Here is a 16,097-nt window from a genome sequence, read left to right on the forward strand (position 1 = left end):
CTAGAGTGCATAGTTCAGAAAATGTGGATAATCATCAGACAGACGCATTCGAGACATTGAGCGTTCAGGAATCAGGTAGTCATAAATTTCAGGAAATGGTCCAAAACCTGATGCAACATTAATATGTCCCACTTGACCTAAATTCACTGGTTGCAGCTTCCAGCTACGTGCCAACTGTTGTGCATCTTCAAAGCTTAACCATGGATCATTTTCACTAATGAGCAAGGTTGTAGGCACCTGAATCTTCAATTGGTGAAAGAATGCTTGATAATCAGTTTTACTGTCACGTGCGAAACCCGCTTCGCCAAATCGGGCAGGATTGGCAGGTGCAACTAAAATCAACTTTTTCACATGCTTGTTTAGCTCAGGATGCAATGCTAATGCAGCCACTGTCGTTAAACAGCCAAAGCTATGTGCGACGATTTGTACATCACTTTGAAGAGGGCGCAGAGTTTTCGTAAATTGCTCTACCCAGTGATTAAGGACAGGTTGGTTCCAATCGGTCTGATTTACACGGGAGCTAGACATGAGGTTACGTTGCAACCAAGATTGCCAGTGTTGTGCTTCACTACCACCTACACCCGGTACGATTACGGTATGAATCATGACGTTGCTCCTGTGTAATTAAATAACGGTTTATTTTGCGCTATTGATTTTCACGATTTGATCGAAAATACCGCCGTTGTCAAAATGCTGTTTTTGCACTTTGGTCCAACCACCAAATTCCTTATCAATTGTCACCAGTTTTAATGGTTTGAAGGTTGTTGAATATTTTTTCAGTACGCTTGCATTACGTGGACGGTAATAGTTCTTCGCTGCGATCTCTTGTCCCTGAGGTGAATACAGGAAGTTCAGATAACCTTTCGCAAGATTTAAATTGCCATCTTTTTGCGCATTCTTTTCAACAATCGCAACAGGAGGTTCCGCTAAAATAGATAAAGATGGTGTGATAATCTCGAATTTACCTGGTTGTTCACGTACAGCGAGGTAAGCTTCATTTTCCCAAGCCAGTAATACATCTCCGATCCCGCGCTCAGCAAAAGTTGTTGTGGCACCACGGGCACCTGAGTCGAGTACTTTGGTTTGTTTGTAAATTTGACGAACAAACTCTTGTGCTTTGGCATCAGAACCATATTTGTGTTTAGCCCATGCCCATGCCCCTAAATAGTTCCAACGTGCACCACCAGAGGTTTTTGGGTTCGGTGTAATAATGTCTACACCTGGCTTAACCAAATCGCCCCAATCTTTGATTCCTTTAGGGTTGCCTTTACGAACCAAAAACACGATAGTTGATGTGTAAGGGGTCGAGTTTTGTGGGAATTTCTTTTGCCAATCTTTCGGGAGTAAGTTGGTTTTGTCTGCAATCGCATCAATATCGGCTGCCAAAGCTAACGTAACAACGTCGGCATCTAAGCCATCAATAACGGCACGTGCTTGTTTGCCTGAACCACCATGAGATTGTTTGAAGTTAATATCTTGACCTGTACGGCTTTTCCAATATTGTCCAAACTGTTTGTTAAAGTCTTCATAGAGTTCACGTGTCGGATCATAAGACACGTTTAGGAAATCCTTTGCAGAAGCATGTACTGCTGTAATTGAAATGAGTGCAGCAACAACCCCGAGTTTAAGTGTAGAAAAACGCATTTTCAGACCTCAATAATTCTAAATGTTCGTTAACATGAGCAAAGAATAGCGCTGTGTTTTTTGCAAAAAAAATAATAAAAAACGAATTTGATATGAATAAAAAAGAAATAAGTTGGATAATCTAGTCCCTAAACTACAACAGGATCTTTGGGGGTAGTTATGCTTTGTTTTAAGAATGCACAGGAAGTTACGAACGTCAGCTTACTTGATCGTGCTTTTCATTATGGCGATGGCTGCTTTACGACTGCACGAATTGTGAATAATCAGATTGAGCTGGAACGCTTACATTACGCACGTTTACAGTTGGCATGTGAACGTTTATCACTTCATGCAAACTTAACTTTGATTGCTGAAACTTTAGTAGAAATGCAACAAGGTTTTGGGTGTCTAAATGGGACTTTAAAAGTTGTCATTAGCCGTGGTGATGGACAACGCGGCTATAGTCTGCCCGATCATGTTGCCGATATCTGGGTGTTCTTCTATCCGCAAGTTGTCGACACATTTCATTACCAGAAAATTCAGTCGGGTATCTTGCAGCGTGTTATGGGCTTGAGTATGCCAAACTTGGTGGGCATAAAAACTTTAAACCGTTTAGAACAGGTCATGCTTAAACAAGAAGCCGATCAACAGGGGTTGCTAGAGGCTTTGGTGTTAGATGTACAAGGCTCAGTTGTTGAAGGGATAAGCAGTAATTGTTTCTTTCGCATAAATGACACATGGATTACGCCTGAACTTCGTTATAATGGCGTGCATGGTGTCATGCGTGCTGAAATTCTTCGTCGTATGCAGCAGCAAGATATTCCATGCGAACAGCGTTTGGTGAAATCGGAAGAGATAGTAAATATACAAAGCCTATTTTTCTGTAATGCCTTGCAGCCCATGAAAATTGCCACAGTGTTAGATCAGCAAACATTAATGGTTGAACCCTGCATTGAACTTTTTAATACCCTAGAATTGAATCAGATAGCCTAATTTTATTATGAGCAGTAAACCAAAACCGAAAAAAAAGCCTGCGAAAAAAGGCAAACCGACAGCAACATTCTCCGCTAAAAAATGGGGAATTTTTATTGGGCTATTTCTAGTTATTGTCATAGGTATTCTTTGGTCGAGTTTATTTAAGACCTATCCAGTTGAAGGGAAAAAACAGCTTTTAGCCATTGGTCAGGGGGATAGTTACTCAGGTTTGATTGATCGACTATCGAAAGAAAACAAAATTCATTTCCCTTTGATTTTAAAGCTTTATCAAAAAATCATGATTCACGAGAGCTTAAAAGCGGGTGTTTATGAAATTGATCAGGGTATTAGTGTACGTCAGGTTTTAGAGTTTATTTCTAACGCTGAAAATGCGCAGATGAATCGTGTTTTAGTCATTGAAGGCACCACCTTTAAACAACTGGTAGAGCAATTACAACAAAATCCACTGGTAAAAAAAGAGGTTTCAAACTTGCCTCAGGCTGAAATGTTGCAAACCTTGAACATTCCTTTTTCACATCCTGAAGGTTTATTTGCACCAGACACCTATTTCTTTAATAAAGGTGAATCGGACAAGAAAATTTTGACAGACTTGTACCGCCGTCAAATGAAAAATCTCGATCAAGCTTGGGAAAATCGTGCTCCGAATCTACCCTATAAAGATAAATATGAAGCACTTATTATGGCGTCGATTATTGAAAAAGAGACCAGTTTGGACAGTGAGTTACAGCAAGTTTCAGGTGTCTTTGTGCGTCGTTTGCAAAAGGGGATGCGTTTACAAACCGATCCAACCGTCATTTACGGAATGGGAGATCGCTATAAAGGCAATATTACCCGCCAAGATTTAAAAACACCGACCGCTTATAACACTTACACCATGAGTGGCTTACCCCCAACGCCTATTGCTTTACCAAGTAAAAAAGCAATTGAGGCAGCAATGCATCCAGATGACTCTGACACGATTTATTTTGTTGCCACGGGTAATGGTGGTCATAAATTTAGCGCAACCTTGGATGAACATAATCGCGCTGTCAAAGAATATTTATCCGTATTAAAGTCGAAGCAGGAGTGAAGCATGTTTATTAGTTTTGAAGGCACAGAAGGTGTCGGGAAAACCACTCTCATTCGTAAAATTCATGAGCATTTTCAACAGCAAGGCAAAGATGTCGTGCTGACGCGTGAGCCAGGCGGAACGCCAATGGCTGAGCAAATCCGTAGTCTACTTCTTGCCGTGAATCATGATGAATCAATGTCAAATGATACTGAGTTATTGTTGATTTATGCCGCGCGTGCGCAGCATTTACAACAAGTCATTGTCCCAGCCTTGCAAGCAGGTAAAACTGTTTTATGTGACCGTTTTACCGATGCAAGTTTTGCTTATCAATGTTCAGGGCGTGGCTTGGATCAAACCAAATTAAATTTATTAAACGATCATTTTGTCTCTCATATGCCGAATATTACCTTCTGGTTAGATGCTCCAATTGAAACTGGCATGGCACGTGCGCGTGAACGTGGTGCTTTAGATCGTTTTGAACAAGAGAAAGTCAGCTTCTTTGAAAAAGTCCGTGCAGGTTATCAAACGCTTTGGGAACAACAGCCTGAGCGTATGAAACGTTTAGACGCAACGCAGACACCAGAACAAGTTTTTGCCCAAGCGCTGTCATATTTGGTGTAATCGTTGATCAATTTTCCTAGTGTCGATCACTGAATAATCTTTTATAGTGGTGATCGAATAGGGAAGACGGATCATAATACGCAATGAATATGCAAAGTAAACAAGCTGAAATTATTCAATTTTTGATGCAACATTTTCCGCAAAGTTTGGAAAAATGTGAGATTGAATCTATTACAGAGCGGGCAACAACGGTCATTTATCATATTGATGATCGAGATTTGCGTCCTGGTGGTACGGTTTCAGGACCGACCATGATGACGGTTGCAGATTATGCTTTGTATATTGCGATCCTTGGGGAAATTGGCATTGTTGGGCTAACCGTGACCACTAATTTAAACATTAACTTTTTGCGTAAACCCGCAGCTTCGCAAGACCTGCGTGGTGTATGTAAACTGATGAAAGTTGGTAAATCTCTTATTGTTGGCGAAGTCTGGATCTATTCAGTGAATGAAGATGAACCTGTGGCACATGTAACAGGAACTTATTCTGTTCCACCTCAGCGCACAGTGATATAACGACTCATTTGATTTATTGTGCTTATTTAAATTTGATGGTTTAAAAGGCAGGTACAGTTCAAAATAACTGTACCTGCTGTATTTTATTCAGCATTCACTAAAGGTGTTTCAACTTGAAAGTTTGGAGGAGTGAGTACTGTTTTGCGTAGTTCAGGCGCCAATTCAGGATAGTCTAAAGTGAAATGTAGCCCGCGTGATTCTTTACGTTCCATTGCACAACGTACAATCATTTCTGAAACTAACACCAAGTTACGCAGTTCAATCAGGTTTTTACTGACTTGATAGTCTTCATAATATTCCGTGATTTCACGCTTGAGCATTTCAATACGGTGTAAGGCGCGCTGTAAGCGTTTGGTGGTACGGACAATGCCCACATAGTTCCACATAGTTTGACGTAATTCATCCCAGTTTTGCAAAATGACGACATCTTCATCGGGGTTCATGACCTGCGAGTCGTCCCATTCTGGAACTTGAGGCGAGCTATAGTTTTCAACATAATGTGATTGAATATGTGCAGCAGCACTCATGCCATAGACGAAACATTCGAGCAGAGAGTTACTCGCCATACGATTAGCGCCATGTAGACCTGTATAGGAAGTCTCACCAATCGCGTATAAACCGTGGATGTCAGTTTGACTATGCTCATCAACCACCACACCACCACAAGTGTAGTGTGCAGCAGGGACTACAGGAATCATTTCCTTAGTAATATCAATGCCTAATTCGAGTAGACGAGCATACAACGTCGGGAAATGTTCTTTTACGAAGGCTTCTGGCTTATGTGTAATGTCTAACCAGACATGACGGATACCTAAACGCTTGATTTCATAGTCGATAGCGCGCGCAACAATGTCTCGTGGAGCCAGTTCTGCACGTTCATCAAAACGCAGCATGAAACGTTCGCCATCTGGCAATCTTAAATAAGCGCCTTCACCACGCATCGCTTCAGTGATGAGGAATGAGCGGGCTTGTGGATGGTATAAGCAAGTAGGATGGAATTGGTTAAATTCCATATTTGCCACGCGACACCCTGCACGATAGGCCATGGCAATTCCATCACCAGTTGCGATATCAGGATTCGAGGTATACAGATAAGCTTTCATTGCTCCGCCACATGCCAAAGCGGTAAACGGTGCGAGGAAAGTATGAACTTGTTCGGTTTTCTCATCGAGTGCGTATAGACCAAAGGCACGATTATGCGCTTCGTCTAGACCGAGTTTTTGCGAAGTAATTAAATCTATCGCGATAAAATTTTCAAAAATCGTAATATTGTCTTTTTCTTGCGCACGTTGTACCAACGTGGTCGAAATTGCACGCCCTGTTGCATCGGCTGCGTGAATAATACGACGTTGTGAATGACCACCTTCACGGGTTAAATGTAACTGCGATTGTTCATCTAAAGTGAACTGCACGCCATTATTAAGCAGGAAATCGACAGAAGGTTTGCCGCCTTCAACGGTTTGTTTGACTGCATCAAGTTCACATAAATGCGCACCTGCAATCATGGTGTCATCAATATGCTGTTGAATGGAATCCGTTTCATCCAGAACAGCGGCAACCCCACCTTGTGCATAATAAGTGCTGGCATCGGTTAGGGTTGATTTTGCTAAAACTGCAATGTTGAAATGATGAGGTAATGACAGTGCTAAACTTAAACCTGCGCCACCACTGCCCACAATAATCACATCAAATTGATGCGTTGAGCTTAAATTAGACATTTCCATCAGCTAATTTTAAAAAAAGTTTGGTAATGACAACGCTTTTTGCGACAAAAGGCAAGTGTAAAATAGTCGAGTGCTTATCAGAAAAAGCAATCAAGTTGCTATAACTTCATCTAAAAATAAGTACTTGTTTTGCTAAAACATAATTGAACATATTATTACGCAAGAATAACGAGTTTTATGATAAAAATTTTTTGTCTAATACGTAACAATAATTGAGTGAATGAGTTTTATGAAAAGTGGCTATTTACAAAAAGGAATGTATGCTGCGGTTTTTACAATGGTGGCAGTACAAACTCAAGCCGCACCAGCAGTAGATTTTTCAAATTTAGTTGAGCAAGTTAGTCCTGCGGTTGTGAGCGTGAATGTGGTCAAAAAAATGACCCAAGAAGAAATTATGCAGCAACAAGTACCAGAGATCTTACGTCGTTTTTTTGGTAATCAAGTCATAATTCCGCAGCAGCAAGTTCCACAAGAAAAAACGGCTTATGGCAGTGCATTTTTTATTAGTAAAGATGGTTATTTGTTGACGAATCATCATGTAGTCGAAAATGCTTCAAAAGTCACGATCATGATGAATGATCGTCGTGAACTAGATGCAACGGTGATTGGTAGTGATGAACGTACCGATGTGGCATTGCTCAAAGTCAAAGGTAATCAATTTCCTGCATTAACAACGGGGAATGTGGATCAACTTAAAGTGGGTGAGCCTGTATTGGCGATTGGTTCACCGTTTGGCTTTGATTATTCCGCTTCGGCAGGGATTGTCAGCGCCAAAATGCGGAATATGATGGGTGAAACATCGGTTCCATTTATTCAAACGGATGTTGCCTTAAACCCTGGTAACTCGGGTGGACCACTATTTAACCAGCGTGGGGAAGTGGTTGGGGTCAACTCACGTATTTTTAGTGGAACAGGCGGTTATATGGGCTTGTCATTCTCCATCCCAATTGATGTCGCCATGGATATTGCCGACCAGTTGAAAAAGAATGGTAAAGTGACTCGCTCTTATCTCGGGGTATCGATGCAAGATATCGACCGTAATTTGGCAGAATCCTACAATTTGCCAAAACCTGAAGGTGCCTTAATTACCGATGTAACAGCGAACTCGCCCGCGTCCAAAGCAGGATTAAAGTCGGGTGATATTGTACTGAAATATAATGGTGCATCCATTTCACGCACGTCTGAATTACTCAATTATTTAAATCGTTCAGTTCCGAATCAAACCATTCAGCTTGAAGTGTTGCGTGATGATAAAATACGAAATATTTCAGCAACTTTAACCACAGCTCCAGATGATACGCCTGCTAAAGTGGATCAGGGCGCAGAAAGTGCTGGGCCAAAAATTGGGGTAGCAATTCGTGATTTATCACCTTCTGAGTTAGCACAACTGAACATAAAAGGTGGTGTACTGATTCAAGACGTTATGCGTGGTGGGGTAGCATCTCAAGCACGAATTCTACCTGGTGATGTGATTACCCAATTGAACAATACGACCATCAATAATTCAAAAGAGTTCATCAAAACAGTTTCAGGCTTAAAGAAAGAGAGCATTGTGCGTGTTTCACTGATTCGTGAAGGACAGCGTGCTATTTTAGGGATGCGTATTTAACAGTTTCATGTGAAATCATGACATGAACTAGTAAAAGCCAGTCTATTCAGTTTAGACTGGCTTTTTTGACTGATGTTCGGACAGTCAAATCAGCTTAAGTGTGAAAAACATATACATGGTTTTTATACATGAATGTAACCATGGACAGGACGAATAAATTAATGAGCGCGATTTTTGATTTAAATTTGACGGTAAAGCCAGAACATATTGATGTTTTGGGGCATGTCAATAATGTAGTTTATGTACAGTGGATGCAGGATATTGCAACAGCACATATTGATCAGTTAGGTTTAGGCATCCAACAGTATTTAGAGCTCAAACATGCCATGGTTGCAGTCGAGCATCATGTGCAATATCGAAAAGCAGCGTTATTAGACGACCAAATTGTGTTACGTACATGGCTAAGTGACATCAATAGTATGTATTTATTTCGTCAGTATGTTTTTTACCGACCAGCCGATCAAGCTGTGCTATTTATGGGGCAGACCAAATGGGCATGTGTTGAAATTGCAACAGGAAGACCTAAACGTATTTCGCCGACATTTTCGCAAGCGTATCAACCCTTAAATGATCAGATTAATCCATTAGATTTTTCACATAGCTATATAGTTTAAAAGCCAATTCACACATGTTTGAAAAATGTACAGGCTTAAAAACCTGAACGTTTAAACGAATTTATCACTTTTTCATTTTTGCAATCTGCTATAATCGGCAGCAATTTGTTTAACCGCTTACGCTTAGTACCTCTGCTTTGTACTTGGCACTATTTTTTTCTTAAGGTAACTCATGGCGCAAGCTAAAAAATCCGTTGATATCAATAACATCCGAAATTTTTCGATTATTGCTCACATTGACCATGGTAAGTCAACTTTGGCTGACCGTTTTATTCAAATGTGTGGTGGTTTACAAGATCGTGAAATGCAAGCCCAAGTTTTGGACTCAATGGAGTTAGAACGCGAACGTGGGATTACCATTAAAGCGGCTTCTGTGACCTTATATTATACGCATCCAAACGGGCAAGAGTATCAATTGAACTTCATTGATACCCCAGGACACGTAGACTTTTCTTATGAGGTGTCTCGTTCCTTAGCGGCTTGTGAAGGTGCATTGTTGGTTGTCGACGCTGCACAAGGTGTTGAGGCTCAATCGGTTGCAAACTGCTATACCGCAATTGAACAAGGTTTAGAAGTTTTGCCAATTTTGAACAAAATTGATTTACCGCAAGCAGAACCAGAGCGCGTTATTCACGAAATTGAAGAAATTATCGGCATTGAAGCGACGGATGCCCCAACTTGTTCTGCAAAAACTGGCTTGGGTGTCGAGGGTGTACTTGAACGCTTAGTAGACGTGATTCCAGCACCTGTGGGTGATCGTGATGCGCCTTTACAAGCTTTAATTATTGACTCTTGGTTCGATAACTATCTAGGCGTTGTATCTTTAGTTCGTATTAAACAAGGTCGTATCCGTAAGGGCGACAAAATGTTGGTTAAATCGACAGGTCAAACTCATCCAGTAACTTCAGTGGGTGTATTTAATCCTAAGCATACGGAAACAGATATCCTTGAAGCTGGTGAAGTAGGTTTTGTAATTGCGGGTATTAAAGATATTTTTGGTGCACCGGTAGGTGATACCATCACGCTTGCAGCAACCCCTGAAGTTGCTACTTTACCGGGTTTCAAAAAGGTTAAACCACAGGTTTATGCAGGTCTGTTCCCGATTGATTCAAGTGATTTTGAACCGTTCCGTGAAGCATTGCAAAAATTACAAATCAATGATTCGGCATTGTTCTTTGAACCAGAAAGTTCAGATGCCTTAGGCTTTGGTTTCCGCTGTGGCTTCTTGGGCATGTTACATATGGAAATTGTTCAAGAACGCCTTGAACGTGAATACGATCTTGATCTGATTAGTTCTGCGCCTACGGTCGTGTACGAAGCATTAACCAAAAAGGGTGAAATAATTTATATCGATAGTCCATCAAAAATGCCTGATGGTTCAACGGTAGAAGATTTACGTGAGCCAATTGCTGAGTGTCATATCCTTGTACCGCAAGAATACTTGGGTAATGTGATGACCCTATGTATTGAGCGTCGTGGTGTGCAAAAGGACATGAAGTTCTTGGGTAATCAAGTCTCGATTACTTTTGAAATTCCAATGGCTGAAGTCGTAATGGATTTCTTTGACAAACTTAAATCATGTTCACGTGGTTTTGCATCGCTAGACTATAACTTCGTACGTTTCGAAAGTTCATCTTTAGTTAAGGTTGATGTCTTAATTAACAGTGAAAAAGTAGATGCCTTGGCTATGATTTGTCACCGTCAAGATGCTCGCCATCGTGGCATTGCATTAGTTGAAAAGATGAAGGATTTGATTCCACGCCAAATGTTTGATGTCGCAATTCAAGCTGCAATTGGGGCACAAATTATTGCGCGTTCAACTGTAAAAGCGATGCGTAAAAACGTATTAGCTAAATGTTATGGTGGTGACGTTTCACGTAAGAAGAAACTTCTTGCTAAACAGAAAGAAGGTAAGAAACGCATGAAACAAGTGGGTAGTGTAGAAATCCCGCAAGAAGCGTTCTTGGCTGTGTTGAAAGTAGAAAGATAAGAATTAGAGGTTGTTTAGCTCATGGATTTTGATTTTAATTTAATACTCGTGCCTGCCACCCTGATTTTTTTCTTGGTGTGGTTACTCGATAAGTTTGTATTAAAACAAAGACAAACTAAGGGAAGGGGTAATGAAAACTTCATTATTACATGGGCTTATGACTTCTGGCCTGTATTGGCGGTGGTTTTGGTTTTACGCTCATTCTTGTACGAACCATTTAATATTCCGTCAGACTCTATGGTGCCAACTTTAGAGACAGGTGACTTTATTCTAGTAAATAAGTTTGACTACGGTATGCGTTTACCCATTGTGAATAAGAAAATTCTCGAAGTTGGTGAACCAGCACGTGGCGATGTTATTGTCTTCCGTTATCCACCACAACCGACTATTAGCTATATTAAGCGTGTTGTGGGTTTGCCAGGTGACCATATTATTTATGATCATGGTCAGTTAACGATTAATGGGAAAAAAGTTGCGAAAGTCCCAGTGGAATTTAGTCGTGAGAAAGATGCCTTAGATACACCGACTTCGATTTATCATAAGGAAACTTTGGGCGAACATACCTTTACAATGCGTGAGTTGGAAGGGGTGAATGTTGCTCGTCAAGCACCATTTATTAATTATATTGAAAATGGTAAATACTCAACTGAAAATGGTTTATATTGGGAAGTGAAAGTTCCTAAAGGGCACTACTTTGCGATGGGGGATAATCGTGATCAAAGTGCTGACAGTCGTTTTTGGGGATTTGTACCTGAAGAGAACTTAACTGGGCGAGCATTCTATGTTTGGATGCATAAAGAGCCTGGCTTTAAACTGCCGTCATTTAGTCGTAACGGCAAAATTGATTAATTGACCGAAATGGAAAATAAAAAATGCGTCGAAATCAAAAAGGTGCATCATATATTGGTATTTTAATTGCAGTTATAGGTTTTGCTTTTTTAGCAAAGGTTGCAATTGCAGTTTGGGGACCCTATTGGGATGATCGTGTGATTGATAGTCAGATTACAGAATTACTGCAAAGTAGCCCTGCTGATATCAGTCCATCGAAATTTTCAAGCCAAATGGGGCAGCGTTTAGATATGAACAATGTTCGCGATATTAAATTTGAAGACATTGCTCAAGTGACCAATGTTGATGGTTTGCAAGTGAAAAAGAGTTATGAGGTAAGAAAGCCTTTCTTACTGAATATTGATTTAGTGTTAAAGTTTGAGAAAAGTTTTGATCAAAGGTCAGCCCAAACTAAGTGATATTCGCTTGGTGAATCGCATTGGTTATCAGTTTAAGCAAGCTGAGTTACTTCAGCTTGCTTTAACGCACCGTTCGGTAAGCCATAAATATAATTACGAACGCTTAGAGTTTCTAGGTGACTCGTTATTAGGAATGATTATCGCCAATTATTTGTACCATGCTTATCCACATGAAAATGAAGGTCGTTTGACGCGTATGCGAGCGACCTTGGTTCGGCAAGAAGCATTAGGTAAAATCGCAAATGATTTAAAACTCAGCACCAGCTTAATTTTAAGTACAGGTGAGTTGAAGTCTGGTGGGCATCATCGTGAGTCGATCTTGGCAGATACGGTTGAAGCGATTATCGGTGCAATTTATGTGGATTGCGCTGACTTAACTGTATTAGAGCGTATCGTGCTAAAATGGTATGAACCTTACCTAGATCATATCGAACCGACAGATCAACTGAAAGATCCTAAATCAAGATTGCAAGAATATTTGCAAGCACGTAAGAAGCCGCTTCCTATTTATGAAGTGGTCGATATACAAGGTGATGCGCCTAACCAACATTTCAAGGTGAATTGTACGGTTGAGGGCTTACCTCTATTTAAAGGTGAAGGTTCAAGTCGTCGTTTTGCAGAGCAAGCTGCAGCGGCGGATATTTTAAAACTTTTGGAGCAGTAATCTGCCATGTCAAATTCTTCCGATCACAACGATGCTGATCACGAGTCGCAAAGCGACACTAATGATTTAATTAGCCAGTTTTTTAGTGAACAAGGCACTACCATTCCTTCTGATTTCAGAAGTGGCTTTGTTGCAATTGTTGGTCGCCCAAATGTGGGTAAATCAACATTGATGAATCACTTACTGGGACAAAAACTTTCAATTACTTCACGTAAACCGCAAACTACGCGCCATAAAATTGTCGGTATTGATTCACGTGAAAAATCTCAGGCGGTGTTTGTTGATACTCCAGGGATGCATAAAAAAGAAGTACGTGCCATCAATAAAATGATGAACCGTGCAGCTTCTTCTGCATTGCGTGACGTAAACTTGGTCATGTTTGTTCTTGATGCAGACAAGTGGACTCAAAACGATGAACTTGTTTTGGAAAAACTTCAAAATGCAGAAATGCCAGTGATTTTAGTGATTAATAAAATTGATACGCTTGAAAATAAAAATCATGCATTACCCTTGATTCAAGAGCGTGCAAAATTAATGAATTTTGCTGAGATTGTTCCTGTTTCCGCACTTCGTGGGGCAAACTTGGAACATCTGCGTGATACTATTGAAAAATATTTACCTTTCCAGCCACCAATGTATTCATTGGATCAATTAACAGATCGTTCTGAGCGTTTCTTGGCTTCGGAAATTATCCGTGAAAAAATTATGCGTCAGCTCGGTGAAGAGCTTCCGTATGATTTAACGGTTCAAATTGAATCATTCCGTATAGAAGATGCTGTTGTACATGAAAAAACAGGCAAACTTAAACCTGCATGTACTTATATTGATGCGACAATTTTTGTGGATCGTCCAGGACAAAAAGCAATTGTGATTGGAGAAAAAGGTTCAAAATTGAAGAAAATCGGTATGGATGCCCGTGTCGATATGGAAAAAATGTTTGAACAAAAGATCATGTTAACGCTTTGGGTGAAAGTGAAAGGTGGTTGGTCTGACGATGAGCGAGCACTGAAAAGCTTAGGTTATAGTGATATCTAAGTCTTCATAAAACAAATCTTATAGGGATAGTGTTATGGTCAAAGTATTTGCAGTTATAGCTTGTGTGTTGTTTTTGCAAGGTTGTATCTACAAGATCGTTACTGTCCCTGTAAAGATTGCTTATAAAACCACAAAAGGCGTGGTGAAAGGAACCGCAGCAGTGGTTGGTGCTGTTATCCCAGATGGGGATGATGAGGACAGCGAAAAGAATGATAAAGATAAGAAAGATTAGTTAATTTCTCATGCGTAACGAAGTACTGCATGGTTATTTAATTCACCATAGAAAATACCGTGAACGTAGTCATATTGTGCATTTATTTACCCAAGAGCATGGGCGAGTTGATGGTATTTTAAGACAAACTCCAGCTCCACAATATCAACCGTTGCGTCTACAAGCATCAGGAAAGTCTGAACTCAAAAATTTCAGTAAATTGGAAATTATGCATCATCCCATTTTCTTTTTTGGCGATGCTTTTTTTTCAGGTTTTTATCTAAATGAAATTTTATTACGCTTATGTCCGCTCGAAGTGGAAATGCCTGAAACTTTTCGGCAATATTCCGCAACCATTCAGCATCTACAAACACTCAATAATCACGCTAATCCAGCACTATTTTTAAGACAAATCCTACGCCAATTTGAACATGCATTATTAGAGGAATTGGGTTATCCACTTGATTTTACAATTGATGCAAATCAAGAGGCGATTCAAGTACATCAAAACTATGCTTTTCAGTTAAATGATGGCTTTATTCCCACTGTTCGGGCTTCATCTTCTACGCTGTTGGGTGAACAGATTCTGAGTATGCAGGATTATGAAAGTGGTAGGGAATTTAACCTAGAACAGTTACAATTATTGTCGAAGCTGTATAGGCAAATGATTACATCCTTGTTGGGAGATCGACCGTTGAAAAGTCGCCAGCTTTGGATTCAAAACACTCAATCTAAAACATGATTAGGAAAAAATGATGGCTGCTTTGCTTGGTGTAAATATTGACCATGTTGCAACTTTGCGACAAGCACGTGGAACAACGTATCCAGACCCAGTTAATGCTGCTTTAATTTGTGAGCAAGCGGGTGCTGAAGGAATTACACTGCATTTGCGTGAAGACCGTCGTCACATTCAAGATGATGATGTGCGTCGTATGCGTCCAGTATTAAAAACTCGTATGAATTTGGAGCTTGCTGTAACGCCTGAAATGATTGCATTTGCGAAAGAGATTCAGCCACAGCATGTGTGTTTTGTACCAGAAAAGCGTCAAGAAGTAACCACGGAAGGTGGGCTGGATGTGCTTGGTCATTTTGAAGAAGTAAAAGCGGCGACACAAGAACTTATTGCTATAGGCTGTGATGTTTCGCTTTTTATTGATGCAGATTTTGCCCAAATTGATGCTGCTGTTGCATGCGGAGCACCAACCATTGAAATTCACACAGGGGCTTATGCAGATGCTGAAACGCCTGAAGCACAGCAATATGAGTTGGATCGTATTGTGAAAGCTTCGCGCTATGCCGCCGAAAAGGGGTTGGTGGTGAATGCTGGTCATGGCTTAAATCTAGAAAATGTTACCCCGATTGCACAAATTCCTGAGATTCATGAATTGAATATTGGTCACTCTCTAATTGCAGATGCTGTATTTGTTGGTTTGGCGCAAGCTGTGCAAGAAATGAAAGCAGTGATTAAAGCTGCACGTTAATTATCTATTTTAAGATTCAAATATGTCGAATATAAATTACGATGAACTAATGAAGCCAGTCATTGGCTTCTTGGGTTGTACTACGCCACAAGCTTGGTTGGATGAAGCATTGAATCATCTTGAGATTCTGATGCAAGACCATGCCAATTGTGAAAAAAAAGCAGCAGGTACGGCAATGAACCTGATGTTTCGTTACAGCTTCTTTACGGATCTTCAAGTGAAGCTGGCTCAATTGGTGCGTGAAGAAATGCTGCATTATGAGCAAGTGCTTGAGTTTATGAAGAAGCGTGGTCAAGCGTGGTCAAACTTAAGTGCTGGGCGTTATGCGGGTGGATTGCGTAAGGAAGTTCGCACTTATGAACCAGAAGCCTTAATTGATATTTTGATTATTGGAGCTTTTGTAGAGGCACGTTCTTGTGAGCGTTTCTATGCACTGGCTCCGCTTGTGGATGATGAGTTAGGGCGTTATTACCGTTATTTACTTAAATCTGAATCACGGCATTTTGAGGATTATTTGACTTTGGCACTAGATGTTGCACGAACAGGAAAATTGAAGGATCCTGAAGAAGATATACAGCAACGCATTGAACATATTCGTGAAGTTGAAGCAAATCTGATTCTATCGCCTGATGAAACTTTCCGCTTCCATAGTGGTATTCCAGCCATAGTTGCAGCGTAACGTTAGATCATGGTGTTTCAACTGGATGAACCACCAT

General features: G+C 40.4%; 18 protein-coding genes. 15 read left to right on the forward strand and 3 right to left on the reverse strand.

Annotated elements, in window-relative coordinates; genetic code table 11:
* Both C3F34_RS12550 and C3F34_RS12555 read right to left on the reverse strand, forming a co-directional pair.
* Nucleotides 1–606: an alpha/beta hydrolase gene (locus tag C3F34_RS12550; protein ID WP_044739966.1), complete on the reverse strand. Its 606-nt coding sequence runs from the start codon at nt 604–606 to the stop codon at nt 1–3.
* A gap of 30 nt (nt 607–636) precedes the next feature.
* A complete protein-coding gene (locus C3F34_RS12555) occupies nt 637–1,644 on the reverse strand; it encodes a sulfate ABC transporter substrate-binding protein (protein ID WP_016166850.1) in 1,008 nt (335 codons plus the stop codon).
* Nucleotides 1,645–1,803: 159 nt separating this feature from the next.
* Between C3F34_RS12555 and pabC the strand changes: the two genes are divergently transcribed.
* From pabC to C3F34_RS12575, 4 genes are all read left to right on the forward strand, one after another.
* The gene (pabC, locus tag C3F34_RS12560) at nt 1,804–2,616 is read left to right on the forward strand and encodes an aminodeoxychorismate lyase (RefSeq protein ID WP_104441733.1); all 813 of its coding nucleotides are present in this window, start codon (nt 1,804–1,806) and stop codon (nt 2,614–2,616) included.
* Nucleotides 2,617–2,623: 7 nt separating this feature from the next.
* On the forward strand, nt 2,624–3,688 hold the full coding sequence (gene mltG / locus C3F34_RS12565) for an endolytic transglycosylase MltG (RefSeq protein ID WP_104441734.1): 1,065 nt from the start codon (nt 2,624–2,626) through the stop codon (nt 3,686–3,688).
* 3 nt (nt 3,689–3,691) lie between these two features.
* Entirely contained in the window at nt 3,692–4,291 is a 600-nt protein-coding gene (gene tmk / locus C3F34_RS12570) for a dTMP kinase (protein ID WP_016166847.1), read from the forward strand.
* Between the two features lie 89 nt (nt 4,292–4,380).
* On the forward strand, nt 4,381–4,806 hold the full coding sequence (locus C3F34_RS12575; RefSeq protein WP_104441735.1) for a PaaI family thioesterase: 426 nt from the start codon (nt 4,381–4,383) through the stop codon (nt 4,804–4,806).
* 83 nt (nt 4,807–4,889) lie between these two features.
* On the opposite strand, the gene nadB is transcribed toward C3F34_RS12575, so the two are convergent.
* Nucleotides 4,890–6,530, reverse strand: coding sequence for an L-aspartate oxidase (gene nadB / locus C3F34_RS12580; protein WP_171284970.1), 1,641 nt, complete (start codon nt 6,528–6,530; stop codon nt 4,890–4,892).
* Between the two features lie 229 nt (nt 6,531–6,759).
* On the opposite strand from nadB, the gene C3F34_RS12585 reads away from it, so the two are divergent.
* The 11 genes from C3F34_RS12585 to C3F34_RS12635 all read left to right on the forward strand — a co-directional run bounded on the left by C3F34_RS12585 (nt 6,760) and on the right by C3F34_RS12635 (nt 16,060).
* Nucleotides 6,760–8,139, forward strand: coding sequence for a Do family serine endopeptidase (locus C3F34_RS12585; protein ID WP_104441737.1), 1,380 nt, complete (start codon nt 6,760–6,762; stop codon nt 8,137–8,139).
* A 161-nt stretch (nt 8,140–8,300) separates the two neighbouring features.
* The gene (locus C3F34_RS12590; protein WP_044739978.1) at nt 8,301–8,753 is read left to right on the forward strand and encodes an acyl-CoA thioesterase; all 453 of its coding nucleotides are present in this window, start codon (nt 8,301–8,303) and stop codon (nt 8,751–8,753) included.
* A gap of 172 nt (nt 8,754–8,925) precedes the next feature.
* Nucleotides 8,926–10,743, forward strand: a complete 1,818-nt coding sequence (gene lepA / locus C3F34_RS12595) for a translation elongation factor 4 (protein ID WP_104441738.1) — start codon at nt 8,926–8,928, stop codon at nt 10,741–10,743.
* 21 nt (nt 10,744–10,764) lie between these two features.
* A complete protein-coding gene (lepB, locus tag C3F34_RS12600; protein WP_104441739.1) occupies nt 10,765–11,592 on the forward strand; it encodes a signal peptidase I in 828 nt (275 codons plus the stop codon).
* Nucleotides 11,593–11,615: 23 nt separating this feature from the next.
* Nucleotides 11,616–11,990 carry a DUF4845 domain-containing protein gene (locus tag C3F34_RS12605; RefSeq protein ID WP_044739971.1) on the forward strand — a complete coding sequence of 125 codons (375 nt, stop codon included), beginning with the start codon at nt 11,616–11,618 and terminating at the stop codon, nt 11,988–11,990.
* Nucleotides 11,962–12,654: a ribonuclease III gene (gene rnc / locus C3F34_RS12610; RefSeq protein ID WP_016166839.1), complete on the forward strand. Its 693-nt coding sequence runs from the start codon at nt 11,962–11,964 to the stop codon at nt 12,652–12,654. Before C3F34_RS12605 ends, rnc begins: the two co-directional genes overlap by 29 nt.
* A gap of 6 nt (nt 12,655–12,660) precedes the next feature.
* Entirely contained in the window at nt 12,661–13,689 is a 1,029-nt protein-coding gene (gene era, locus C3F34_RS12615; RefSeq protein ID WP_016166838.1) for a GTPase Era, read from the forward strand.
* A 34-nt stretch (nt 13,690–13,723) separates the two neighbouring features.
* Entirely contained in the window at nt 13,724–13,921 is a 198-nt protein-coding gene (locus tag C3F34_RS12620) for an NF038104 family lipoprotein (protein WP_104441740.1), read from the forward strand.
* A gap of 10 nt (nt 13,922–13,931) precedes the next feature.
* Nucleotides 13,932–14,642, forward strand: a complete 711-nt coding sequence (gene recO / locus C3F34_RS12625; RefSeq protein ID WP_016166836.1) for a DNA repair protein RecO — start codon at nt 13,932–13,934, stop codon at nt 14,640–14,642.
* A gap of 13 nt (nt 14,643–14,655) precedes the next feature.
* Complete coding sequence (gene pdxJ / locus C3F34_RS12630) at nt 14,656–15,381, forward strand: pyridoxine 5'-phosphate synthase (protein ID WP_104441741.1); 726 nt, start codon at nt 14,656–14,658, stop codon at nt 15,379–15,381.
* A gap of 22 nt (nt 15,382–15,403) precedes the next feature.
* A complete protein-coding gene (locus C3F34_RS12635) occupies nt 15,404–16,060 on the forward strand; it encodes a tRNA-(ms[2]io[6]A)-hydroxylase (protein WP_026440877.1) in 657 nt (218 codons plus the stop codon).
* Nucleotides 16,061–16,097: the final 37 nt, after the last annotated feature.

The organism is Acinetobacter sp. ACNIH2 (assembly GCF_002934965.1).
In the GTDB taxonomy this organism is placed as follows: domain Bacteria; phylum Pseudomonadota; class Gammaproteobacteria; order Pseudomonadales; family Moraxellaceae; genus Acinetobacter; species Acinetobacter tandoii.

Bases quoted from the DNA above. Each gene is read 5' to 3' on its own strand.
- pabC (WP_104441733.1), top strand. From the start codon at position 1,804: ATGCTTTGTTTTAAGAATGCACAGGAAGTTACGAACGTCAGCTTACTT.
- C3F34_RS12585 (WP_104441737.1), top strand. From the start codon at position 6,760: ATGAAAAGTGGCTATTTACAAAAAGGAATGTATGCTGCGGTTTTTACA.
- pdxJ (WP_104441741.1), top strand. From the start codon at position 14,656: ATGGCTGCTTTGCTTGGTGTAAATATTGACCATGTTGCAACTTTGCGA.
- C3F34_RS12620 (WP_104441740.1), top strand. From the start codon at position 13,724: ATGGTCAAAGTATTTGCAGTTATAGCTTGTGTGTTGTTTTTGCAAGGT.
- C3F34_RS12575 (WP_104441735.1), top strand. From the start codon at position 4,381: ATGCAAAGTAAACAAGCTGAAATTATTCAATTTTTGATGCAACATTTT.
- C3F34_RS12590 (WP_044739978.1), top strand. From the start codon at position 8,301: ATGAGCGCGATTTTTGATTTAAATTTGACGGTAAAGCCAGAACATATT.
- recO (WP_016166836.1), top strand. From the start codon at position 13,932: ATGCGTAACGAAGTACTGCATGGTTATTTAATTCACCATAGAAAATAC.
- era (WP_016166838.1), top strand. From the start codon at position 12,661: ATGTCAAATTCTTCCGATCACAACGATGCTGATCACGAGTCGCAAAGC.
- nadB (WP_171284970.1), bottom strand. From the start codon at position 6,530: ATGGAAATGTCTAATTTAAGCTCAACGCATCAATTTGATGTGATTATT.
- C3F34_RS12555 (WP_016166850.1), bottom strand. From the start codon at position 1,644: ATGCGTTTTTCTACACTTAAACTCGGGGTTGTTGCTGCACTCATTTCA.
- C3F34_RS12635 (WP_026440877.1), top strand. From the start codon at position 15,404: ATGTCGAATATAAATTACGATGAACTAATGAAGCCAGTCATTGGCTTC.
- lepA (WP_104441738.1), top strand. From the start codon at position 8,926: ATGGCGCAAGCTAAAAAATCCGTTGATATCAATAACATCCGAAATTTT.
- C3F34_RS12605 (WP_044739971.1), top strand. From the start codon at position 11,616: ATGCGTCGAAATCAAAAAGGTGCATCATATATTGGTATTTTAATTGCA.
- tmk (WP_016166847.1), top strand. From the start codon at position 3,692: ATGTTTATTAGTTTTGAAGGCACAGAAGGTGTCGGGAAAACCACTCTC.
- C3F34_RS12550 (WP_044739966.1), bottom strand. From the start codon at position 606: ATGATTCATACCGTAATCGTACCGGGTGTAGGTGGTAGTGAAGCACAA.
- mltG (WP_104441734.1), top strand. From the start codon at position 2,624: ATGAGCAGTAAACCAAAACCGAAAAAAAAGCCTGCGAAAAAAGGCAAA.
- lepB (WP_104441739.1), top strand. From the start codon at position 10,765: ATGGATTTTGATTTTAATTTAATACTCGTGCCTGCCACCCTGATTTTT.